This window comes from Bacillus sp. JZ34, from assembly GCF_053903205.1.
This window is the reverse complement of sequence record NZ_CP096403.1, coordinates 3,312,035-3,332,945: the sequence shown is the minus strand read 5'-3', so window position 1 is coordinate 3,332,945 and position 20,911 is coordinate 3,312,035. Positions and strand designations below refer to the sequence as shown.

22 protein-coding genes are annotated in these 20,911 nt (G+C 46.6%); 13 read left to right on the top strand and 9 right to left on the bottom strand.

Annotated elements, in window-relative coordinates:
• Nucleotides 1–31 precede the first annotated feature (31 nt).
• From M1D90_RS17000 to M1D90_RS16990, 3 genes are read left to right on the top strand one after another with little or no spacing between them, the layout of a single operon-like run.
• Nucleotides 32–1,180: a GAF domain-containing sensor histidine kinase gene (locus tag M1D90_RS17000; protein WP_456282917.1), complete on the top strand. Its 1,149-nt coding sequence runs from the start codon at nucleotides 32–34 to the stop codon at nucleotides 1,178–1,180.
• Nucleotides 1,168–1,818 (top strand): response regulator, encoded by a 651-nt coding sequence (locus M1D90_RS16995; RefSeq protein WP_033155147.1) that lies wholly within the window; start codon nucleotides 1,168–1,170, stop codon nucleotides 1,816–1,818. The genes M1D90_RS17000 and M1D90_RS16995 overlap by 13 nt, the downstream gene beginning before the upstream one ends.
• Before the next feature lie 4 nt (nucleotides 1,819–1,822).
• Nucleotides 1,823–2,341: an NADPH-dependent FMN reductase gene (locus M1D90_RS16990; protein ID WP_101560641.1), complete on the top strand. Its 519-nt coding sequence runs from the start codon at nucleotides 1,823–1,825 to the stop codon at nucleotides 2,339–2,341.
• 30 nt (nucleotides 2,342–2,371) lie between these two features.
• On the opposite strand, the gene M1D90_RS16985 is transcribed toward M1D90_RS16990, so the two are convergent.
• Nucleotides 2,372–2,620 carry a YhdB family protein gene (locus tag M1D90_RS16985; RefSeq protein WP_023856510.1) on the bottom strand — a complete coding sequence of 83 codons (249 nt, stop codon included), beginning with the start codon at nucleotides 2,618–2,620 and terminating at the stop codon, nucleotides 2,372–2,374.
• A 198-nt stretch (nucleotides 2,621–2,818) separates the two neighbouring features.
• Between M1D90_RS16985 and M1D90_RS16980 the strand changes: the two genes are divergently transcribed.
• A complete protein-coding gene (locus M1D90_RS16980) occupies nucleotides 2,819–3,145 on the top strand; it encodes a YqzG/YhdC family protein (RefSeq protein WP_306453675.1) in 327 nt (108 codons plus the stop codon).
• A gap of 31 nt (nucleotides 3,146–3,176) precedes the next feature.
• On the opposite strand, the gene nsrR is transcribed toward M1D90_RS16980, so the two are convergent.
• Nucleotides 3,177–3,608 carry a nitric oxide-sensing transcriptional repressor NsrR gene (gene nsrR, locus M1D90_RS16975; RefSeq protein WP_023856512.1) on the bottom strand — a complete coding sequence of 144 codons (432 nt, stop codon included), beginning with the start codon at nucleotides 3,606–3,608 and terminating at the stop codon, nucleotides 3,177–3,179.
• 258 nt (nucleotides 3,609–3,866) lie between these two features.
• Between nsrR and hmpA the strand changes: the two genes are divergently transcribed.
• The 3 genes from hmpA (at nucleotide 3,867) to M1D90_RS16960 (ending at nucleotide 7,808) form a co-directional block, all read left to right on the top strand.
• Entirely contained in the window at nucleotides 3,867–5,081 is a 1,215-nt protein-coding gene (gene hmpA, locus M1D90_RS16970) for an NO-inducible flavohemoprotein (RefSeq protein ID WP_095289877.1), read from the top strand.
• 95 nt (nucleotides 5,082–5,176) lie between these two features.
• On the top strand, nucleotides 5,177–6,586 hold the full coding sequence (locus M1D90_RS16965) for a SpoVR family protein (protein WP_456282916.1): 1,410 nt from the start codon (nucleotides 5,177–5,179) through the stop codon (nucleotides 6,584–6,586).
• Nucleotides 6,587–6,971: 385 nt separating this feature from the next.
• Entirely contained in the window at nucleotides 6,972–7,808 is an 837-nt protein-coding gene (locus tag M1D90_RS16960; protein ID WP_095289879.1) for a C40 family peptidase, read from the top strand.
• Nucleotides 7,809–7,856: 48 nt separating this feature from the next.
• Here the strand turns inward: M1D90_RS16960 and M1D90_RS16955 are convergent, their stop codons facing one another.
• A complete protein-coding gene (locus M1D90_RS16955) occupies nucleotides 7,857–8,735 on the bottom strand; it encodes a LysR family transcriptional regulator (protein WP_456282915.1) in 879 nt (292 codons plus the stop codon).
• Nucleotides 8,736–8,845: 110 nt separating this feature from the next.
• Here M1D90_RS16955 and M1D90_RS16950 point away from each other — a divergent pair, with 110 nt between their 5' ends.
• The 5 genes from M1D90_RS16950 to M1D90_RS16930 all read left to right on the top strand — a co-directional run bounded on the left by M1D90_RS16950 (nucleotide 8,846) and on the right by M1D90_RS16930 (nucleotide 15,221).
• Complete coding sequence (locus M1D90_RS16950) at nucleotides 8,846–9,937, top strand: citrate synthase/methylcitrate synthase (RefSeq protein WP_025811804.1); 1,092 nt, start codon at nucleotides 8,846–8,848, stop codon at nucleotides 9,935–9,937.
• Nucleotides 9,938–10,058: 121 nt separating this feature from the next.
• Nucleotides 10,059–11,123 (top strand): PQQ-dependent sugar dehydrogenase, encoded by a 1,065-nt coding sequence (locus tag M1D90_RS16945; RefSeq protein ID WP_456282914.1) that lies wholly within the window; start codon nucleotides 10,059–10,061, stop codon nucleotides 11,121–11,123.
• 81 nt (nucleotides 11,124–11,204) lie between these two features.
• Nucleotides 11,205–12,074, top strand: a complete 870-nt coding sequence (locus M1D90_RS16940) for an SDR family oxidoreductase (protein WP_026579988.1) — start codon at nucleotides 11,205–11,207, stop codon at nucleotides 12,072–12,074.
• A gap of 138 nt (nucleotides 12,075–12,212) precedes the next feature.
• On the top strand, nucleotides 12,213–13,571 hold the full coding sequence (locus M1D90_RS16935; protein ID WP_020450728.1) for a sodium-dependent transporter: 1,359 nt from the start codon (nucleotides 12,213–12,215) through the stop codon (nucleotides 13,569–13,571).
• A gap of 21 nt (nucleotides 13,572–13,592) precedes the next feature.
• The gene (locus M1D90_RS16930; RefSeq protein ID WP_095289888.1) at nucleotides 13,593–15,221 is read left to right on the top strand and encodes a pyridoxal phosphate-dependent decarboxylase family protein; all 1,629 of its coding nucleotides are present in this window, start codon (nucleotides 13,593–13,595) and stop codon (nucleotides 15,219–15,221) included.
• Nucleotides 15,222–15,257: 36 nt separating this feature from the next.
• On the opposite strand, the gene M1D90_RS16925 is transcribed toward M1D90_RS16930, so the two are convergent.
• Both M1D90_RS16925 and pdxR read right to left on the bottom strand, forming a co-directional pair.
• On the bottom strand, nucleotides 15,258–16,145 hold the full coding sequence (locus M1D90_RS16925; protein ID WP_456282913.1) for an AraC family transcriptional regulator: 888 nt from the start codon (nucleotides 16,143–16,145) through the stop codon (nucleotides 15,258–15,260).
• A gap of 77 nt (nucleotides 16,146–16,222) precedes the next feature.
• Nucleotides 16,223–17,632 (bottom strand): MocR-like pyridoxine biosynthesis transcription factor PdxR, encoded by a 1,410-nt coding sequence (gene pdxR, locus M1D90_RS16920; protein ID WP_161517281.1) that lies wholly within the window; start codon nucleotides 17,630–17,632, stop codon nucleotides 16,223–16,225.
• Nucleotides 17,633–17,744: 112 nt separating this feature from the next.
• Here pdxR and M1D90_RS16915 point away from each other — a divergent pair, with 112 nt between their 5' ends.
• Complete coding sequence (locus M1D90_RS16915; RefSeq protein ID WP_456282912.1) at nucleotides 17,745–18,179, top strand: GNAT family N-acetyltransferase; 435 nt, start codon at nucleotides 17,745–17,747, stop codon at nucleotides 18,177–18,179.
• A gap of 28 nt (nucleotides 18,180–18,207) precedes the next feature.
• Here the strand turns inward: M1D90_RS16915 and M1D90_RS16910 are convergent, their stop codons facing one another.
• The 4 genes from M1D90_RS16910 to M1D90_RS16895 form a co-directional block, all read right to left on the bottom strand.
• Entirely contained in the window at nucleotides 18,208–18,498 is a 291-nt protein-coding gene (locus M1D90_RS16910; RefSeq protein ID WP_003180123.1) for a hypothetical protein, read from the bottom strand.
• Nucleotides 18,486–19,556 (bottom strand): anti-sigma factor, encoded by a 1,071-nt coding sequence (locus tag M1D90_RS16905; RefSeq protein WP_011197691.1) that lies wholly within the window; start codon nucleotides 19,554–19,556, stop codon nucleotides 18,486–18,488. Before M1D90_RS16905 ends, M1D90_RS16910 begins: the two co-directional genes overlap by 13 nt.
• Nucleotides 19,549–20,040 (bottom strand): RNA polymerase sigma factor SigM, encoded by a 492-nt coding sequence (gene sigM, locus M1D90_RS16900; RefSeq protein WP_011197692.1) that lies wholly within the window; start codon nucleotides 20,038–20,040, stop codon nucleotides 19,549–19,551. The genes M1D90_RS16905 and sigM overlap by 8 nt, the downstream gene beginning before the upstream one ends.
• Before the next feature lie 288 nt (nucleotides 20,041–20,328).
• A complete protein-coding gene (locus M1D90_RS16895) occupies nucleotides 20,329–20,871 on the bottom strand; it encodes a cupin domain-containing protein (protein WP_456282911.1) in 543 nt (180 codons plus the stop codon).
• Between the last annotated feature and the right edge of the window lie 40 nt (nucleotides 20,872–20,911).

The following is a 20,911-nucleotide window of genomic DNA, read 5'->3' as shown; positions in this document are numbered from 1 at the left end:
AAAGAAACTCCGGGTTAAGGGGATGAATCTTTTGCGGGAAGACACGCAGTTTGAAAAATTGAAAACGCTCAAAGAAATAGCGGAAGCTTTAAACGAAGGGAACCATCTAAAAGAAACGCTTCATGCTGTTTTAAAAAAGCTGCTCAGCTTAACGGGACTCAAAACGGCGTGGCTTTTTCTGATCGATGAAAAGGGGCGCTTTGAACTGGCCGCTTCGGTCTGCCTGCCTCAGGCGCTTTCTTACCGGCACAACCGTTTATTATGCGAAGGAAGCTGCTACTGTCTTGAACAATATAGGGACGGAAAGCTGGACAGGGCGAAAAATATCATTCATTGCCGGCGAATTACGACGGCCATGAGACAGAAGACCGGAGATCCGGAAGGCATCACACATCATGCAACCGTCCCCCTCAGCGATCAGAAGAAACGGTTCGGTTTGCTGAACGTTGCGGCTCCGGACAAAATTCATTTCAGCCGCGGGGAACTGGCGCTCCTCGAAGCTGTTGCTTTGCAAATCGGGATGGCGATCAAACGGATGCGGCTTGCTGAACAACAGCAAAAACACATGCTGCTGACCGAAAGAAACAGATTGGCTCAGGACTTGCATGATTCCGTCAATCAAATGCTTTTTTCGCTCAGCTTGACCGCTAAAGCGGCGGGGGAAATGACAGACCAGCCTGAGATCAGGGAAATGCTCGAGTTTATGCAACATCTTTCTCATGAAGCACTGCTTGAGATGCGGGCGTTAATATGGCAGCTGAGGCCCCAAGGCCTTGAAGAAGGGTTGGCGGCGGCTCTTGAAAAATATGCGGAAGTGCTCGGCCTTCAGGTGATCTTCACGCTCAGCGGTGTGCTCCGGCTGCCGCCTCCTGCTGAGGAATTGATGTGGCGGCTGAGCCAGGAAGCTCTCAACAATTGCAAAAAGCATGCCAGTGCTAGCCGCATACAAGTGAAAATCGATGTATTCCAATCGTCTGCCGTCTTGGAGATCGAAGATGACGGCAAAGGGTTTCAGTACGATCCTGACGCGGGGCTTCCGACGCTTGGGCTGAAAGGAATGAAGGAGCGGACGGAAAAAGCGGGCGGCACGTTTTTGATCGACTCCGCAATCGGTAAGGGGACGAAAATCCGGGCGGTTTTGCCTTTGAAGGAGAGGGGGGAGGCAGGATGGAAAAGGTGAAAATCATCATTGCCGATGATCATCATATTGTCAGAAAAGGCCTCTTATTTTTTTTCAAAACAAAAAGCGATTTTGACGTTGTCGGAGAGGCATCAACAGGAATTGAGGCGCTCGATGTCTTGCGAAGACGGGAGGCAGACATCGTATTAATGGATTTATCAATGCCTGAAATGGACGGAATTGAGGCGACAAAGCGAATAAAAAAGGAATATCCGTCTGTCAAAATCATAGCGCTGACAAGCTATGCGGATGAAAGCTATGTGATTCCCGCCATCCAGGCTGGAGCCTCTGCCTATCAGCTCAAAGACGCCGAACCTGATGAACTTGTCGAGACGATACGTGCTGTTTATGGAGGGAGATATTCCTTGGATCCAAGCATCATGTCCCACGTCTTTCACCATATGTCACAGGCTGATGAGAAAGAAAAAATACATCAATTGACAAAAAGAGAAAAAGATGTTTTATTGGAAATTACAAAAGGGAAAAGCAACAAGGAAATCGCCGCTTCTTTATTTATCAGCGAAAAAACAGTGAAAACTCATGTATCCAATCTGCTGTCAAAGCTTGGCTTATCCGATCGCACGCAAGCCGCGCTCTTTGCAGTTAAACATGGACTACAACAAAATGACGGGAGATGATCAAATGAAAATAACCGTAGTCAGCGGAACCGCAAGAAAACAGGGCAGAACGCGGATCGCCGCTTCCTATATCGCCCGCACGTATCAGGCCGAGCTTATCGATCTAAGCGAGTTCATCCTACCGATTTTCAACGGAGATGAAGAGCAGAGCTCGCTGGAGAATGTTCAAAAACTGAAAGCTTCGGTCAAAGAAGCAGACGCTGTCGTTTTATTATCTCCCGAATACCACAGCGGTATGAGCGGCGCTTTGAAAAATGCGCTCGATTTTTTAAGCAATGAACAGTTCTCGGGCAAACCGGTGGCGCTTTTTGCTTGTGCAGGAGGCGGCAAAGGCGGGATGAACGCGCTCGCCAATATGCGCATTGTCGCGCGCGGAGTTTATGCGAACGTCATCACAAAGCAGCTTGTGCTCGATCCGATTCATATTGATGAGGAACACCATACGGTTACTGAAGCAGCCAAAGCCAATATCAAAAACGTAATGGAAGAGCTTCTGCTCTTTGCCGAATTTCAAAAAGCCTGACGCTGATTAAAGCGCCAGGCTTATTTTATTTTACGTAAAAACGAGCACGCCGTTTTCGTGTTCTTGTCCCGAAAATGAGGCGTGATCAATGTATTGCAGCAGATCATAAAGCCTTTTTTCGACAATGGCGTCATCTCTTTCAAAATTGTAGGCGTGCAAAAAATGCTCGATCCGCTTTGATAATAAATCGTCTTCTGTCCGCACCATCAGGATCAGCAGGTTGTCCCACTGCGAGCGGTGCGTATAATACAAAGCTTTGTCATAGTCAGCGTAATTCAATTTCGCCACTCTCCCTTCTTTCTGAGGAGTCATGATTATTTTATGTGGCGGGGTGTTTTTTTCTCCGGGCAAAACTTGGTCTCCCTTGTTTGACGGCCTAGAAATATGAGGATGGTATACGCTATACCGCGAAAAAATGTCTGCATGACATTCTCCGTTTCCGGTCAAGCTAACGTATGTACAATACATGCGGAGCGAATGGAAATGAAAAAACGATATTGCACGTACTTTTTTTGCATATTAACGCTTTTGTCATTCCCGGCGAAGAGCCACTTTCAAGCAGGTGTTTCCGATGCGCCAGAACGGTGGGAGAGAATCGCCTGGAGCGCCCTTGAAGAAAAATACGAAGGTGCAAAGCTTGAGGATTATGAATATTTAGGGCGCACTCAAGTCAATGATGAAGAGACAAAAGATGTCTTCAGGGTAACCGTCAATCAGGAAGGCAAATCATTTTCGGCGCACGCCGAGGTGTATTTTCACCCGGTGACCAATGCGATCATCAACGTGAATATTTTTACTCTATAACAAAAAAAAACGAAGGAAGCAGCTTCCTTCGTTAACTCAATAATTTACGTATATGGTCCTGATTAACGATAATATCCTGCAGAGTGTATTGATCCAATACGTCCAAATAGGCGGAAAGGGCTTTGTTTAAAACATGCTTTAATCCGCAGATCGGAGAAAGTATACAATGGTTTTTTTCTCCGTTAAAACACTCGACAAGGTTAAAATCATCTTCTGTATTTCTTATGACTTCACCGATATTAATCAGTTCAGGCGCTTTTCCGAGACGAATCCCGCCGTTGCGGCCCCGAATCGTTTCAACGTAGCCAAGCTTGCCAAGCTCGTAAATCACCTTCATAAGGTGGTTTTTTGAAATGGAATAAGATTCGGCGATGTCTTTTATATTGACAAGCTCGTTTGAGTTTTTGGTTGCTAGAAAAATCAGTACTCTCAATGAGTAATCCGTATAATTTGTTAATTTCATCGCATTACCTCAATCAAACAAGTTTCCATTATCTTATCACATTTGCCTTCGGTTATGAGGGTGAAGCGGAAATTGTTACAAAAATATAAAACATTCATTGAAAATATTGCTTTAATTCCATTAAAAGTCTAGTATAAAGATGTATTCAAAATACATCTTTAATCAAAAGTAACAGTCCCATTTAAAAAAAGATCTTATTGCACCTTTAAAGATGTATTTTAAATATATCTTTAAAGTGACTGGAGAGGAGAAAGCGTTATGCTATCTGAAAAAACCATGCAAATTGTCAAATCGACCGCCCCTGTTTTAAAAGAAAAGGGAACAGAGATCACCACTTGTTTTTACAAGCGGATGTTTAATGCGCACCCTGAATTGAAAAATATCTTCAACATGTCCCGCCAGCAAACCGGCGGACAGCCGAAAGCTTTGGCTTTTACTGTTTTGCAGGCGGCTGAGAACATCGACCGGCTCGGAGACCTGCTGCCGGTTGTCAAACAAATCGGACATAAACACAAAAGTTTGCATGTGAAACCAGAGCACTATCCTATTGTCGGTCAGCACCTTTTGGAAGCCATTGAAATCGTGCTCGGCGAAGCTGCGACAGAGGACATTCTCCAGGCATGGGCAGAAGCCTATGAAGAGATCGCCCGCGTATTTATTGAAGTCGAAAAACAAATGTATGAAGAAGACAAAAAGCAGGATGGAAACTGGGAAGGATTTAAACCGTTTGTCATCATGGATAAGCGGGTCGAATCCGCTACGATTACTTCCTTTTACTTGAAGCCTGCCGATGGAACGGATTTGCCCGCTTTCAGTCCCGGACAGTACGTATCTGTCCGCATTAAAATTCCCGGCGAACCATATTTCTTAACAAGGCAGTACAGCTTGTCAGATGCCTGGAATAAAGACTACTACCGCATTTCAGTCAAACTGGAAGCGGAGGAAGGGCAACCGGTCGGAAGGGTATCAAGCTATCTGCATGAGAACATGGTGATCGGGGGCAGCTTGGAAGTGAGCGCTCCGGCCGGAGATTTTACCCTTTCCGAAGGAACGGATCGTCCGGTTTACTTCATCAGCGCCGGATCAGGCATCACGCCTGTCATGAGCATGGTGCAAACATTGGCTCAAAAAGAAAGCAGCCGCGAGATCACATTCGTGCACGCTGCGAAATCTGAACAGCACCACGCTTTCAAGGAAGAAACGGAGAAGCTGCTCGGCGCCAATCCGGCGAACCGTCTCCTGTTTGTCTACAGCAGGGGTGCTGAAGCGACGGAAGATCATATTGTAAAAGGCCGGGTGAATGAAGAGCTTTTGAAATCGATCGTGAAAGATCCAAATGGCGAATTTTATGTATGCGGTCCGCTTTCATTTATGAAAAGCGTGATTGAAGGATTGCAAAATCTTGGCGTTCAGATGGAAAACATCCGCTATGAGAGCTTTGCTTCATCCCTTGACATGCAAATAGCGAACTAACCAAAGAGGCAGCTGTCAAACCGACAGCTGCCTTTCATCTTTTCAAATCCCGGCTCATACAATAAAGAGAAGTCCAACCGGGGGGGATTTGAGTATTGAGCATACGGGAGCAAAAAGAGCTGCAGCGGGCGATAGCAGAAATTACGGAGATCGCGGAAGGATTCGGCCTGGATTTTTATCCGATGAGATATGAAATTTGTCCGGCTGAAATCATTTATACATTCGGCGCATACGGGATGCCGACAAGATACAGCCATTGGAGTTTCGGCAAGCAATTTCACAAAATGAAGCTTCACTATGACTTTGGCTTGAGCAAAATATATGAGCTTGTCATTAATTCAAATCCGTGTTACGCGTTTTTACTGGACAGCAATTCATTGATTCAAAATAAGCTGATTGTCGCACACGTTCTGGCTCATTGTGATTTCTTTAAAAATAACTGCCGTTTTCAAAATACGAAGCGCGATATGGTTGAAAGCATGTCGGCGACAGCAGAGCGGATTAAACATTATGAGACGGTCCACGGCTCAAAAGAAGTCGAGGCATTTCTCGATGCGGTGCTGGCGATTGAAGAACACATTGACCCTTCGCTCGTGAGGCCGAAGCTGTCGTGGAGCATAGATGACGAAGAGGAAGAAGAAACAGACGCGTCGCCCACTCCTTATGACGACCTCTGGGAACTGGATCACAAAGGATCGAAAGAGAAGAAGAAAAGGACGAAAAAAAAGTTTCCGCCGAAGCCGGAAAAAGACATTCTGCTGTTCATTGAAGAACATTCGCGGGAGCTGGAGCCTTGGCAGCGCGACATCTTAACGATGATGAGAGAGGAAATGCTGTATTTCTGGCCGCAGCTTGAAACGAAAATCATGAATGAAGGATGGGCGTCCTATTGGCATCAGCGAATCATCCGCGAGCTTGATCTGACATCAAGTGAAGCAATCGAATTCGCCAAGCTCAACGCGGGAGTGGTTCAGCCGTCCAAAACGGGCATCAATCCTTATTATCTCGGATTGAAAATATTTGAGGACATAGAGGAGCGCTACAACAACCCGACAGAAGATATGAAGAAGATGGGTGTAAAGCCGGACTCGGGGAGAGAAAAAATATTTGAAGTCAGGGAGATCGAATCAGACATTTCATTTATCAGAAACTATTTAACGAAAGATCTCGTAATGAGGGAAGATCTCTACTTGTTTCAAAAACAGGGAAGGGATTATAAAATCATCGACAAGGATTGGAAGGCTGTGCGCGATCAGCTTGTCAGCATGAGAGTCAACGGAGGATTTCCTTATTTGACAGTTGAGAATGGAGATTACTTAAAGAACAATGAATTATACATTAAGCATTGGTATGAAGGGATCGAACTCGATTTAAAGTATCTTGAAAAAGTTCTGCCTTACCTTCACCAGCTATGGGGAAGAAGCGTGCATGTCGAAACCGTGCTCGAAGATAAGCCCGTCATGTTTTCCTATGATGGAAAGGCTGTCCATCGCAGATATTTATAAAAAGTTTCAGGCTGCATTCGGGCAGCCTTTTTTTATTTTAAAGCGCAGCGACGTCCGTCACTATGCAGTTTTACGAGTTAATAACAAAAATGTAAAATAAAGTATTTGACACTCTTTCTAAAATTGTAATTTTCGCTGCAGGAAAGTGCGAAAATGTAGTATTTAAGTTACCTTTGAAATGTAAATGAAATATTATCGACCCTTAAAAACTTTTTTTAAAAACGAATAATTAAGGAATTTGACTTAGTAAGTCAAGACTATACCTGATGGAAACCCCTCCTTATAATAGAAGCAGAGGAAGGCTGAAGCAGCCGTTCTCAAAAATCATGAAACTGCTAATTTTTGCCTTTAAAAATATAAAGAATTCTGCTAGTGGGAGGACAACATGAAAAAACAAGTAATAACAGCAGCATCAGCGGTTGTTTTAGGATCGACTTTATTTGCGGGAGCGGCTTCCGCGCAAACCATAACGGTGAAAAAAGGGGATACGTTATGGGGATTTTCGAAGAAGTACGGTACAAGTATCAGCAAGATTAAACAGGAAAACAAGCTGAAATCCGATATCATTTACATAGGGCAGAGGTTGTCGATCAATGGAAGCAGCTCATCGTCTGCAAAAGTGTCGCAAGCTTCATCAGCTACGCATAAAGTGGTCAAAGGAGACAGCCTTTGGAAAATTTCTCGGTCATACGGCATGACCGTCAATGAACTGAAGTCTCTGAATGGTTTAAAAACAGATTTAATCCGGATCGGACAAGTATTAAAAGTTAAAGGGACGAAAAGCGTAAAAGCTGCATCAACGACAAAGCCTTCTTCTTCAAGCGGGACAAGCAAAACAAGTAAGGCACCTGCGCAAACCTCTTCAGCGCTGAATACGTCAAAGCTTGTTTCAGATGCAAAAGCCCTTATCGGAACGCCTTATAAATGGGGCGGAACATCTACATCAGGATTTGACTGCAGCGGATTTGTCTGGTACATCCTCAATAAACAGACAAATGTGGCGAGAACGAACACAGCCGGTTACTGGAATTCGATGAAGAGCGTATCAAGCCCTGCAGTAGGTGATTTCGTATTCTTCACGACATATCAGCCGGGACCTTCGCATATGGGGGTTTACATCGGAAACAATCAATTCGTTCATGCCGGTTCTGACGGCGTAACGATCAGCGATATGACAAACAGCTATTGGAAGCCCCGCTATCTTGGAGCAAAACGCTTCTAATGTTGCAGGGACAAGCCCGTTCATCATGATGAACGGGTTTTTTTCCGTTTAGAAACGGAACTCGGCTAAAAACGCTAAAAAGTGTTCGACCTTCTCATTATCTTTCAGACTAATTGCATATCCCCCTGCAACAGGAAGCTTCATGAAATCGCACGGCACCTCTATTAATCTTCCTTCCATCAGCTCGCGGCGCACAGTCGACAGCGGCAAAAATGATATACCGAGTCCTTCTGAAATAAATCGTTTCGTAATATGCGTCTGGCTTACGAGCATTGTTCTGACAAACGGAAATTTGATCCTCAGCTGCCTGACGAGGTCGTCCCAGTATTCGGGGTGATTATGGGTCAACAGCAAATATTCTTCAAGCAATTCTTCGACATCGAGCGGCGGCGCTTGTTCTGAATCGCGGCCGTCATGAGGGGCAACCAAAATCACGGGATCGCTGTACATGGAATAGCAGTTCAGGTTTGACGATTGCACGTTTAAGCAGCTTAATCCGATATCTGCATGGCCGGCTGAAATCAGGGGAGCGATTTCAGCTGATTCGGCGATCTTTACTTTGATCTCCGAATTCGGATGCAGCGCTGTGTATTTTTTTAATACAAATGGGAGAATCGTATCGGCGATAAGCGGTGAAACCGCTAGATTCAATGTCTGCGAATAGCCCTGTCTGATTCTGTGAAGCTCTGCCATGCTCGATTCATAGTCTTCCAGCAGGCGAAGGGCGAAAGGAAGGTAAGCGCGGCCTTCTTTCGTTAAATGAATGCTTCTTCCTTTGCGGGTGAACAGCTGGCACCCGAGTTCTTCCTCAAGCAGTTTAATTTGAACGGTGACGGTCGGCTGAGAAATAAATAAGGTTTCCGCCGTCTTTCTGAAATTTTCGTATTTTGCGGCAGTAACAAAGGTATGAAGCCATTTAAAATCCATTGCAGTCCTCCTGATTAATTTTGTTAATCAAAGACATCAATATAATTCAATATTTTTTAAATATTATATCAACTATAATGATATTTACAAAGGAAAAAGGAGGAATTGATATGGTTTATCATGGATTAAAAGGGATTACTTGTGTTGAAACAGCCATCAGCCGCATTGACGGTGAAGAGGGAAAGCTGATCTACAGAGGGTACAATGCTGATGAACTGGCGCTTACATCCACATTTGAAGAAGTCGCTTATCTGATACTCAACGGGTCATTTCCGACGGAAGCGGAACTCAGCCAATTCAATGAGATGCTCGCTTCATTCCGTGTGCTGCCAGAAGCATGCGAGCGATTGATCCGCAGCCTTCCTGCCGAATTAGACGATATGGCGGTTCTTCGCACGGCCGTTTCTTCATTCGGGGATAAATCGTTTGCGTTCAAGCCGACAATGGAGCAGGCTCTCAGACTGATAGCAGCCGCCCCGTCAATTATCGCCTTCAGAAAAAGGCTGACTGATGGCAAAGAGCCTGTTCAGCCGCTGGATGAGCTTGGCTTTGTGGAACATTATTTTTACATGCTGAAAGGAAAGCGCCCGACAGAAGCTCAGAAAAAAGCGCTCGAAACGTACATGATTCTTGCGATGGAACACGGCATGAACGCTTCAACCTTTTCGGCAAGGGTTACGGTGTCTACGGAATCCGATCTTGTTTCTGCCGTCACATCTGCACTTGGCACAATGAAAGGACCTTTGCACGGCGGAGCGCCGTCAGCGGTTACCGATATGCTGGAAGGCATCGGGGAAAAACAGCACGCAGAAAGCTATATAAGAGAGAAGCTTGAAAAAGGCGAGAGACTGATGGGATTTGGACACCGCGTCTATAAAACGCATGATCCGAGAGCGAAGGCTTTAAGGGTGAAAGCTGAGGAAATTGCCGGGGGCGACCGGGATATCGACCTTGCTCTTCATGTTGAAAATACGGCGATCCGCCTTTTGGAAGAATACAAACCGGGGCGCAAGCTTTATACGAATGTCGAATTTTACGCAGCGGCTGTCATGAAGGCGATCGATTTTGATGCCGCATTGTTTACCCCTACTTTTTCGGCAGCGAGAATGGTCGGCTGGTGCGCCCATGTGCTGGAGCAGGCTGATAACAACATGATTTTCAGGCCGTCGGCTAAATATATCGGGGAATTGGTTTCTCAGTAATGCGGACACACGCCTTCTCAGCGAAGGGCGTGTTTTTTAATAGATTTTTGTATGTTTAAGTAGGGAATTATGCCGGTGTTCTTGAATGTATTCATCAAGAAAATCCTTTAAGGGGGAGACGATGAAAAAAGGATTCCTGATGTTGATCATGCTGTTTTTTCTGTGTGCATGCTCGGAAGGCCGGGATTTTGATGCTGAAAATGAAGCGGCGGCGACAAAAGAAGGCGGAAGCGGCGCCGAGGTCATCGCAGAGCGCTTGGATGTACCTTGGACGATCGCTCACACTGGCGGGATTTTTTTCATTACCGAAAGAAACGGGGGAATCGTATCCATTGCCGAAGGCAAAAAGGAGCGCATGCAGCTTCAGCTGAAAAAGCCCGTTCATCAAGAAGGGGAAGGCGGGCTGCTCGGATTTGTGCTCCATCCTGATTTTAAAAACAATCAGGAGGCATACGTTTACCATACATACAAAGACGGGAGCCATCTGAAAAACCGGATCGTAAAATTGACGCTTGACCGCCTTACTTGGACGGAAACGGAGGAGCTGCTTGCCGATTTGCCAGGAGGCGTGATTCATAACGGCGGCCGGATGGCGATCGGGCCCGATCAAAAGCTGTACATCACGACAGGCGATGCGGGGGAAAGGGAATGGGCCCAGCAGCCTGAAAAGCTGGCGGGTGTGATTTTAAGGATGGAGCTTGATGGTGCGGTCCCTGCTGATCAGCCTTTTCGCTCGTCTTATGTATACAGCTTTGGACACCGCAATCCGCAAGGCCTCGCATGGATCGGCCGGCAGCTTTACAGCTCCGAACACGGGCAGTCTGGACATGATGAAGTGAACAAAATTGAACCCGGAGCCAATTATGGCTGGCCGGTGATTGAAGGAAGCGATGAGAAGCGGGGAATGAAAGCGCCGCTCATCCATTCGGGAGAAAAAACGTGGGCCCCATCCGGTTTAGCGCAGAAAGGGGATGTCCTCTATATGGCCGGGCTGCGGGGAGAGGGGGTTTTCCGGGTCGATCCTGCGGAAGCCAAAGCGGTCAAGTGGCTTGGCGGATACGGCAGAATCAGAGATGTAAAAGTAATCGGAGATGATCTGTATTTCATTACGAACAATGGCGACGGAAGAGGCGAAAAAAAACAGACAGATGACCGGCTCATCCGCGTGCCTCTGTCTGACCAGTAAACATGTCTCGTGAGTTCTTGCGTTTAAGGATGCCGGAATCGTGGTAACTGTGCACTAAACAATGGTGAAGAGGTGAGACGAATGAATCCGGCAAACAGACAGACGGATGGACAGAAAGCGCAAAAACAAGAAAAACAACCCGGGGCTGAGCACAAGATGGTGCCCCTTCCGCTCTCGGAAGATCGCGACTACAAAGGAAGCGGCAAATTAAAAGGAAAAACCGCCATTATTACCGGAGGAGACAGCGGAATCGGCAGAGCGGCCGCCATTGCATACGCCAAAGAAGGTGCCGACATTGCCGTCATGTACTTGGACGAACACAAGGATGCCGAGGAAACGAAAGAACGAATCGAACAGGAAGGCGCAAAATGCCTCTTGATTCCCGGAGATGTCGGGGATGAAGCACATTGCAAAACATCTGTCGAAAAAGCGGTGAATCACTTTGGCGGACTCGACATTCTTGTCAACAACGCTGCCGAACAGCATCCGCAAAAAGGGATCGAAGATATTTCGATCGAACAGCTTGAACAAACGTTCAGAACGAATATTTTCTCCATGTTTCACATGACAAAAGCCGCGCTCCCGCATTTAGGGGAAGGAAGCGCGATTATCAATACCGCATCGATCACAGCTTATGAGGGCAGTCCGGCGCTGATTGACTATTCGAGCACAAAGGGTGCGATTGTCGCGTTTACCCGTTCGATGGCTGCATCCCTTGTCAAAAAAGGAATACGCGTCAACGCGGTAGCGCCGGGGCCCATTTGGACGCCGCTCATTCCGGCTACTTTTTCGCCGGAAAAAACGGAAAAACACGGTACAAATACGCCGATGGGAAGGCCCGGACAGCCTTCTGAACACGCTGCGGTATATGTTCTGCTCGCTTCAGACGATTCTTCTTATATGACAGGACAGACGATCCACATCAACGGCGGAAGATATGTGACGACATAATTTCAACCGGCTGCCTTACAATTGCAGCCGGTTTTTTTCTGTTTGTTTTTTTCGGAAAAATAAGAATTTGAAAGATCACTTTCAAAAAAGCTGCCCCGTAAGAGATAATAGAAACAGAAAGAGAAAGGATGTGTATGAATGAGCGATCGCAGAATGACAGCAAAATGGGCATCCAAACTTGGATTTGTTCTCGCTGCAGGGGGATCCGCCATCGGCCTGGGGGCGATTTGGAAGTTTCCCTATGTGGCTGGAACGAGCGGAGGAGGCGCATTTTTCCTTGTATTTGTCCTATTTACGATCCTGCTGGGATACCCCTTGCTTTTGGGGGAATTTATATTAGGCCGAAAAAGCCAATCGGATGCTATCGGCACCTATCAAAAAATAGCGCCGGGGACGCCTTGGGTGATCACAGGCTGGATCGGAATCGCCGCCTGCTTCCTTGTTCTGTCGTTTTACAGTGTGATCGGCGGCTGGATTTTGCTTTATATCATCAAAGCAGTAACCGGTTCATTGTCGGGTCTCACGCAGGACGGATACGGGGAGCTCTTCGGTTCGATCATCCAAGATCCGCTGCAGACACTGGCAGCGCAGCTTGCGTTTATCATCATGACGATCCTCGTCGTGGCGAAGGGTGTGCAAAAAGGAATCGAGCGCGTCAGTTCGATTATGATGCCGCTATTATTTATTTTATTTATTGCGCTCGTTTTAAGGGCTCTGACGCTTGAGCATGCGATCGACGGCGTGCGTTTTCTGCTTGTGCCCGATTTTGGCAGCCTGACGCCGCAGGCGATTCTTTTTGCGCTCGGACAAGCTTTCTTTACGTTGACGCTTGGCGTATCTGTGATGGTAACGTACAGCTCCTATTTGTCAAAGTCACAAAACCTTCCGAAGTCGGCGGTCTCGATCGTGATCATGAACCTTGCCGTCACGCTGCTTGCCGGTTTGGCGATTTTTCCGGCCGTCTTTTCATTTGGGCTTCAGCCCGATCAGGGTCCGACTTTATTATTTACGGTTCTGCCGGCAGTTTTTGACCGGCTTCCATTCGGGATGCTGTTTTTTATCGGATTTTTGACGGCCTTTTTATTTGCTGCCCTGACTTCGGCTTTTTCGATGATTGAGATCATTGTTGCCGCTATTACAAAAGGCGATCAAACAAAAAGGGGAAAATGGACGTGGGCGATCGGCCTTTTGATTTTTGCCGTCGGCATTCCTTCCTGCTTGTCTTACGGAGTGCTCGATGAGCCGTTCATTTTTAAGAAGACGTTTTTTGATGCGGCGGATTATGTCGTCAGCAATATTTTGCTGCCGCTTGGCGCGCTTTTTATTTCGATTTTTATTCCGCTGAAATTGTCCAAACACGATCTATATGAAGAAATGAAGAGCGGATCAAAAGCGGGGAAAGGCTTTTTTATCGTGTGGTTTTATCTTCTCCGTTTCCTTGTGCCGCTTGCAATTGTACTTGTCTTTTTAAATTTAATCGGAGTGTTTTCATTTTAAAAGATCAGGAGATGGGTGAATATGGTGTTAGACTTTCAACAGATGTTTCCGAGCGAGGATGGCAATCACGAGGCGCGGTATCAGCTGCTGGCATTGCTTGAAGCGGTATTGGCCGGAATGGACAGGCTGAAGGATCCCGCCCGGATGACGCTTGGCCGCGAGTCTGAAGTTTCCTCTGACTACTATCAAAGCGTCATTGAAGAGGCCGCCTTGCCGGAAAAAGGCTTCGGGGCGGAAAAAAGCGTTGAAGAGCTATTGAAATTGCTTGACGGCCACCGTTTTTTAAACAGGCATTATGTGGCCAACGCGACACCTTTGCCGAACACCGCCAGCATCGCCGGGAATCTTTTAATGGTTCTTTTAAACGGAAACAATTTATGGGATGTAGACGGCACGGCTGCAGCAAGGACGGAAGTGCAGATCACGGCGATGCTTTCGGACATTGTCGGCTATGACAGGCACAAGAGCGGCGGTTTTACCACATGGGGCGGGCAGGGAGCTGTTTTTCAGTCGCTCAGGCTGGCGATCGCAAGCGCGTATCCTGAAGCGAATCAGCAAGGAACGCCGCATCACCTGTACGCGTTCTGTTCAGAGCTTTCGCATTTCAGTCTTTACAAATCGATGGAAGCTTCCGGAATCGGGACGGACCATTTGATCAAGGTCAAGACGAATCGCGATCATTCGATGGATCTGGCCGATTTGCGGGAAAAAATGCAAGCCGTGATTGAAAAAGGCGGACATCCGATCTATGTATTGGCAACGCTTGGCACAACCGACTCATTTGGCATCGATGATTTGGCCGGTATCAAAAAAGTGACTGAGGAAATAGAGGCCGCCTACGGTTTGCCTCCTGTCTATATTCATGCCGATACGGCGATGGGCGGGATGTACGGTTTTTTTAACGGATACGATTTCATCGGAAACCCGCTTCATCTTGAAGATGAGGTGCTTGAGACGCTTGCCCGCTACAAAAAACATTTTCAGCATTTGCACCTGGCGGACAGCTTGGTCTTTGATTTTCATAAACTTGGACAAACGCCGTATATCACAAGCCTTTTCTTGGTGAAAAACCGTGAGGCACTGAAAGTCGTTGATTTGGATCCGGATGAGACGCCTTATGTCGGTAACAGAGGGTTTGGCAGCTATCATACGAGCTATACGCTAGAGTGTTCGCGAATGGGAAGCAGCATACCGATTTATGCTTCTCTGCTCGCATTCGGAATCGAAGGCTACCAGGAGATCTTGGCCAATTACATCAGAGTTAACCTGGCATTTCGAAAAAAACTCCTGCAGGCTTTTCCGAATGCAGCCGTCACCAATGATGTATCACCTGTAACGACATTCCGCTTCTATCCGGGAAATGTCCACTATCACGAAGAAATCAGCGGCGCCATCACGGAGGAAGAAGTGCGGAATATTAACAAATTCAATGAAAAAATCGCCGAAACATTGGGAAGGCACCGCAGTCACACCTATTTTGGCAGCACGAAAAAGCAAACATACGTTTATCCTGCTGACAGCCGTTTGCCCGTGCCGCTTTATGTCCAGAAATTCTACAGTGTCTCGCCTTACACGACGGTTGATACAATTGACCATTATATCGCCTTTTTAAAAGCGCATGTTGAACCGTCCGATGTAGCAGCCGGATAAAATTTAAACGGGAGGGTTAAACCTCCCGTTCTTTCTTTAGTCTTTATATGCGGTTCTTTTTTGGACAGGTATCCATATTTCGCTTTTAAACGTTGGGGAGCTGATATCTTGATCCTGATTCCAAAGGATTTCCGGCCCTTTCGTTTGCTCGTAATGTGAAGACGGGAACCATTCAGCATAAATGCGTCCCCAGACATTTTGAAGGGTGTCCGGAAACGGACCGGCCGCTTCAAAGACAGCCCATGTCGAGGCGGGAACTTCAAGCTGTTCATATCGGTCCGGGCATTCCTTCGTTGTCGCTGCACCGATATAATGGTCAAGTTCTCCCTTCTCTTCCATCCGGCCTTCGGAAAAGTTCGCTGATGCTTGAATCAGTCCAAGCGGCTCGACATTTGACAGCTCTTTTAATTCAGCGATGTTTTCACTGCTTAAAGCTTTCCACATCGAGGCGATTTCCGGATTGATTCCGTGAAAGACGACAGGGACCCTTTTTTTGATTCCGACGATCCGAAATGCCTTCTTTTCTACAATACGGTAGTTCATTTCGTTTCCTCCTCTAATTGTTAACTGGAAGGTCATCGGAGGATATGCTTTCAGTGTGCTGATATCGTGCCTTGCCTCTGTCGGCGTGATGCCGTGCAGCTTTTGAAATGCGCGCGTAAAAGCATCCGGCGAGTGATAGCCGTATTTCACCGCAATATCGATCACTTTTCGATTCGTGTTCTTCAGTTCAAACGCTGCAAGGGTAAGCCGCCTGCGGCGAATGTATTCGGACAGCGAAATCCCTGCAAGAAAAGAAAACATCCTTTTAAAATGATATTCAGAGCAGTAAGAAAGCTTCGCAAGCGTTTGAAAGTCGATTCTGTCCGTCAGGTGTTCTTCAATATACGCCATGGCTTGATTCATGTTCTTCAGCACATCCATTTGATGACCTCCTCTGTTTACAAAAATATCAGAATCAGAATCCCGGGATCCGACTTTCCATGCCCGATTGTGCAGGATCATTCCCGAGACTGTCCGCCGCTCAACCATGCTGTCTTCAGCTTTTTGATGCCGTCTGCGATGCTTTTTTCAGAAAGTCCGCCAAACCCGAGGAGCACCGCGTGGGTTTCAGGAGGAGTCACATACGAGACTGAGGCTGGATATACTTTGACCCCTTTTTCCAGCGCTTTCCGGGTCAGCCACTCTTCGCTCGGGGCGTCTTTCACCTCAAGGATGATGTGAAGGCCGGCGTTCTCTCCTCTGACTGCGGCATGATCGCCAAATTCACGCTTGATGGCATCAAGGAGCGTTTTTCGCTTTTTTCGGTAGAGTGTTCTCATTCGGTTCAAGTGTTTTTGATAATCCCCGTTTTTCATAAAAAGAGCAATGGCTTGCTGCACATGGCGGGAAACCGTTTGTTTAAATAAGGATGCCATGTTGAGCCCTTCTTTGACGAGCGAAAAGGGGAGAACCATATAGCTGATCCTGAGGGAGGGAATCAGCGATTTTGAAAAGGTCCCTAAATAGATGACCCGGTGGTTCCGGTCGAGTCCCTGAAGGGAAGGAATCGGCTGTCCTGCATAGCGGAATTCCCCGTCATAATCGTCTTCGATGATATAAGCTCCGGTCGATGCTGCCCAGTCAAGCAATTGCAGCCTGCGGCCGACCGGCATGATCATTCCGAGCGGAAACTGATGGGACGGGGTGGTGTATGCGAGCTGCGGCTGATTTTGCTCAAGATCTTGCACGGAAATCCCGCTCTCGTCGATTGCTATAGGCATCACATTGAAGCCGCCGGTTTTCAGGACCGTTTTCGAGCGATGAAATCCGGGATTTTCAAATCCGGCGGTTGTGCCTTTAGGAAACAGATGGCACAGCAACTGCAGTAAAACCGGTGTGCCGGCTCCGATGATGATTTGCTCGGGTGAACAGACCACGCCGCGAGACTCTCTGAGATAAACCGCAATCATTTTCCGCAGTGGAATGTCTCCGGCCGGCGGGCCGCTTTGAAAAAGGTCGTACCCTGATTCACCAACAGTTTTGGCGAGCGTTTTTTTCCATTGGGAAACAGGAAATGACGCGAGGTCTACATGGCCGTGGTGAAAATCGATCATGTCCGCCGCCGTCTCATGTTCTTCCATTTCTTTTTCGGCAGGAGGAGGTGCAGCCTGTGCAAAGTCTCCTTCCGCTTCGGCCGCATACCAGCCCTTTCTAGGCTTGCTGAGCAGATATCCTTCTGCAGCCAGCTGTTCATACGCGTGTTCAACGGTTGTCAGGCTGATATTTAAATGTTTGGCAAGCATTCGTTTGGAGGGAAGCTTTGTTCCAGGCTTTATGTACCCCGAATGAATGCTTCGTTTGAAAAACGCGTACAGCTGCTGATAAAGCGGCTCGCTGCCGCTGCGGCTTAAAAAGGGGGTTATATCCATTCAATCATCCCTTTCAATTCATCTGGTATGTTTTATTTTATCAAAACTGGCCATTTTAAAAAGGTCAGTTTCCGGGTTAAAGTAGTTTCATAACCAACAGAAGGGAATGACGATGTTGCTCGATTGTAGGGAATTGCATTGTGAAACAGAGCTCAAGGAAGTCTATCCGATTATGAGACAGCTCCGCCCCCATTTGGATGAAACGTCTTTTTTGGAGCTCGTCAAAGAAGCTCGGGAGGCTGAAAGCTACACATTATTTGCGCTGTACGACGGTGATATTCCGGTGGCTTTGGCCGGCTTTTTGCCGAGGGTTTCTTTGAACCAAGGCCGGCATGTTTGGGTAGCGGACCTGGTGACGTGTGAAAAACACCGTTCAAAAGGCTATGGAAAGAAGCTTTTAGGCACTGTTGAAGAGTGGGCCAAAGGGAACGGATTGGCTTCAATCGCTTTATCCTCAGGCTTGCAGCGGGCAGACGCTCACCGTTTTTACGAAGAGAAAATGGGGTATGAAAAAGCGAGCTACCTATTTCGCAAGGCTCTGAAATGAAAAACTCCCCGGTATAACCGGGGAGTTATTAAAAGCCGAGCTGCAGATTCGTATCGATGGAGACGATGGTCCATACGCAAACGAGAATGAAAATGTTCAGGACGACGCCGAGAAATCCGAGACCGGTCCGTCCTTTTTTTATGAACAGCTCGATAATTCCGAGCGGAACGGCGGCCATCGCAAAAGGAAGCATCTTATACGAATATGCGATCGTGTCGCTTAAAATGGCCAAGTTTAAGACGAACAGGGACAGAATGGCCGTGCCGACAGACACCCATCCAAATACGTTGTGCTCCTTAAAGATTCTTACCAGTTCCATAATTCCACCTCACCTACTTTAGCTGCTTTGACAGGCCCTTTTTTGATCAGCCGTTCAACCTCTTTTGACGGTCCGGTAATGACGGCTCCATACACGTTCACACCATTCTGTTCCACATAGTCAAGCCGTTTGGAAAGCTTCAGGTCTTTCCTGCCTGAAATGGTTTCAGCCCATTTCTTGTTCTTGATCATGTAGGAAAGCGCCGCTTTAAACTGCTCGTCATCGTTTTCGGCAGGTTGCTGAATTTCAAAAATCCGGTTTGAATCTTTTCCGGGAAATCCGATCGGCTCTGCGTATGGATGATCTTTTAAATCGCCCTCTGTTTCAATCGCATTCCACAGAACGCGAACATCATAGCCTTTTAATTTTTCATACAGCTCCTTTGTCGGGTATGCTTTTTCAAAAGAAAGGAAAGCTTCGGTTACGGTTCCGTCAGGCAGCTGTTTTAAAATCGACTCGGCTTTGGACACTGATTTTTCTTTGATGCCGTCAGGGTAGACAAAATGACGTTCTTCTTTTGAAAGCTCCTGATTGTATTGATGAATCTGCGGAGACTTCAGCTGATCGAAGAACATTTCCACTTCTTCATTTCCAACTACTTTTGTGACGTTTCCGATTTGCTTCTTTAACGGGAACTGTGTTTCGATTCCAAAGAGTTTTACTTTGTTGACAAGGGCTTCAGTATCGACTTGAATATTCGGGTTTGTGACGGCAACTGTCATTGAAGCGGTTTGCACCAGTTCATTCCCTTTGCTTTCATGCCCGCCCAACCCGTAGTATAGATAGCTGCCGAGTGTGCAGATCGGCAGAATAATAAGCGTAGAAATAACAGCAAGGGTGGAAATCCGCATATATGATTTATTTTTTCCGTATCTTAAAATCGCTTTTTGCTTTTCAGGACTGATCGCCAAATCCCAGTCTTCGTCTTTCATTTCCTGTTCCAGCATGTCCTGGTATTCTTCAAGCTGTTCAAGCTCTTCTTCGACCCGGAGCATTTCCGATTCGGAAAGTTCGCCGTTTTTATATTTTTCCCAACGTTTTTTAAAATCTTCATTCATCGTTAACACCTCTGTTGTAAAGTGCTTTCAGCCGCTGTCTGGCACGAAATAAAACACTTTTAAAATTAGCCTCTGAGATATTCATCAAGCTTGACGCTTCCTTGTAGTTCAATTCTTTTAAATAGTACAGCGTAAGCGCTTCCCGGTAGTTATCGGGGAGCTGGTTCATATATAAGGTTAACACTTCCTTGATTTCGACCTGGTGAGCAGGGCTTTGCACCGCGTTTTGAAACAGGTTTCCGATCATGTCGTCAGAAATCGTCACTTCCTTTTTATGCTTTCTGACATAGTCGATAAACGCATTGCGTGCCACTTGAAAAAGCCATGGCTTCACTTTGCTGTGGTCGTAAGAATGGATGTGTATGTAAGCTCTCATAAAGGTTTCCTGAAGCAAATCCTCTGCTAGATGTTTATCTTTCGTCATGGAGAGCAGGAACCTGTAAACATCATTCATATACATTTGGTAAATTTCGTCGATAGTCACTGCCTTTTCTCCCCTCTATGTTATAAACGCATAAGAAAGGTTTGAAGTTGCACTAAATATGCCCACGGCTCATTTTTCCTCCAATTTCTTACCTTTAAAATCATCTACCCTATATAATAACTGAACACGTTCAAAAAAACTAATCTTCATGGCGATTTTAACGACTGAACGGCCGAAATATAAAGCACAGCAGCAAAATAAGCCTTTAAGCATATCAGATCTTTATTATATGCTAAGAGGCTATTTGATTAGAGGATATCCTTCATTATCAGCTGTTTTTATCGTCTGTCAAAAATATTGGCCGTGACCGCGGCGGCCTTCTGCGGCCAGCGCATCGGCTTTCGTTCGATGGACGGTGCCGAATGGGTGGTTGGGCGGAGCATAGATTGAATAGAGTTTCAGCGGAGTATTGCCTGTATTGGTGAGATTGTGCCATGTTCCGGCAGGGACGACGATAGCGGTGTCATCGTAAACATTTCTTTTAAATTGCAAAAGATGTTTGCTCGGCCCCATTTGCACGATTCCCCTGCCTTGTTCAACACGAAGGAACTGGTCAACGTGAGGGTGCATTTCTAATCCGATGTCTTCGCCGGGGTTGAGGCTCATCAGGGTAACTTGCAAATGCCTTCCTGTCCATAAAGCGGTCCGAAACGTTTTGTTCTGTTTGGCCGCTTCGTTGATGTTCGCGGCAAACGGCTTTTGTCCATAATCTCTTAATACGATGCGTTCTTCGCTGCCGGGTGTTCGAAAAGCGCCTGCATAGTCTGATTCGTGAAACCAAACCGGGTTATAAGAAAAAGGAATATAATATGGGTATTGATTTGGATGCATTTGTTCTAGGTCCCTTCATTAGCTTTATTGGGATCATCGT

Bases quoted from the DNA above. Each gene is read 5' to 3' on its own strand.
- M1D90_RS16925 (WP_456282913.1), bottom strand. From the start codon at position 16,145: ATGGATGTGCTGAAGAACATGAATCAAGCCATGGCGTATATTGAAGAA.
- nsrR (WP_023856512.1), bottom strand. From the start codon at position 3,608: ATGAAATTAACAAATTATACGGATTACTCATTGAGAGTACTGATTTTT.
- hmpA (WP_095289877.1), top strand. From the start codon at position 3,867: ATGCTATCTGAAAAAACCATGCAAATTGTCAAATCGACCGCCCCTGTT.
- M1D90_RS16915 (WP_456282912.1), top strand. From the start codon at position 17,745: ATGTTGCTCGATTGTAGGGAATTGCATTGTGAAACAGAGCTCAAGGAA.
- M1D90_RS16945 (WP_456282914.1), top strand. From the start codon at position 10,059: ATGAAAAAAGGATTCCTGATGTTGATCATGCTGTTTTTTCTGTGTGCA.
- M1D90_RS16895 (WP_456282911.1), bottom strand. From the start codon at position 20,871: ATGCATCCAAATCAATACCCATATTATATTCCTTTTTCTTATAACCCG.
- M1D90_RS16955 (WP_456282915.1), bottom strand. From the start codon at position 8,735: ATGGATTTTAAATGGCTTCATACCTTTGTTACTGCCGCAAAATACGAA.
- M1D90_RS16995 (WP_033155147.1), top strand. From the start codon at position 1,168: ATGGAAAAGGTGAAAATCATCATTGCCGATGATCATCATATTGTCAGA.
- M1D90_RS16990 (WP_101560641.1), top strand. From the start codon at position 1,823: ATGAAAATAACCGTAGTCAGCGGAACCGCAAGAAAACAGGGCAGAACG.
- pdxR (WP_161517281.1), bottom strand. From the start codon at position 17,632: ATGGATATAACCCCCTTTTTAAGCCGCAGCGGCAGCGAGCCGCTTTAT.
- M1D90_RS16950 (WP_025811804.1), top strand. From the start codon at position 8,846: ATGGTTTATCATGGATTAAAAGGGATTACTTGTGTTGAAACAGCCATC.
- M1D90_RS16905 (WP_011197691.1), bottom strand. From the start codon at position 19,556: ATGAATGAAGATTTTAAAAAACGTTGGGAAAAATATAAAAACGGCGAA.
- M1D90_RS16935 (WP_020450728.1), top strand. From the start codon at position 12,213: ATGAGCGATCGCAGAATGACAGCAAAATGGGCATCCAAACTTGGATTT.
- M1D90_RS16910 (WP_003180123.1), bottom strand. From the start codon at position 18,498: ATGGAACTGGTAAGAATCTTTAAGGAGCACAACGTATTTGGATGGGTG.
- M1D90_RS16980 (WP_306453675.1), top strand. From the start codon at position 2,819: ATGGAAATGAAAAAACGATATTGCACGTACTTTTTTTGCATATTAACG.
- M1D90_RS16940 (WP_026579988.1), top strand. From the start codon at position 11,205: ATGAATCCGGCAAACAGACAGACGGATGGACAGAAAGCGCAAAAACAA.
- M1D90_RS16960 (WP_095289879.1), top strand. From the start codon at position 6,972: ATGAAAAAACAAGTAATAACAGCAGCATCAGCGGTTGTTTTAGGATCG.
- M1D90_RS16930 (WP_095289888.1), top strand. From the start codon at position 13,593: ATGGTGTTAGACTTTCAACAGATGTTTCCGAGCGAGGATGGCAATCAC.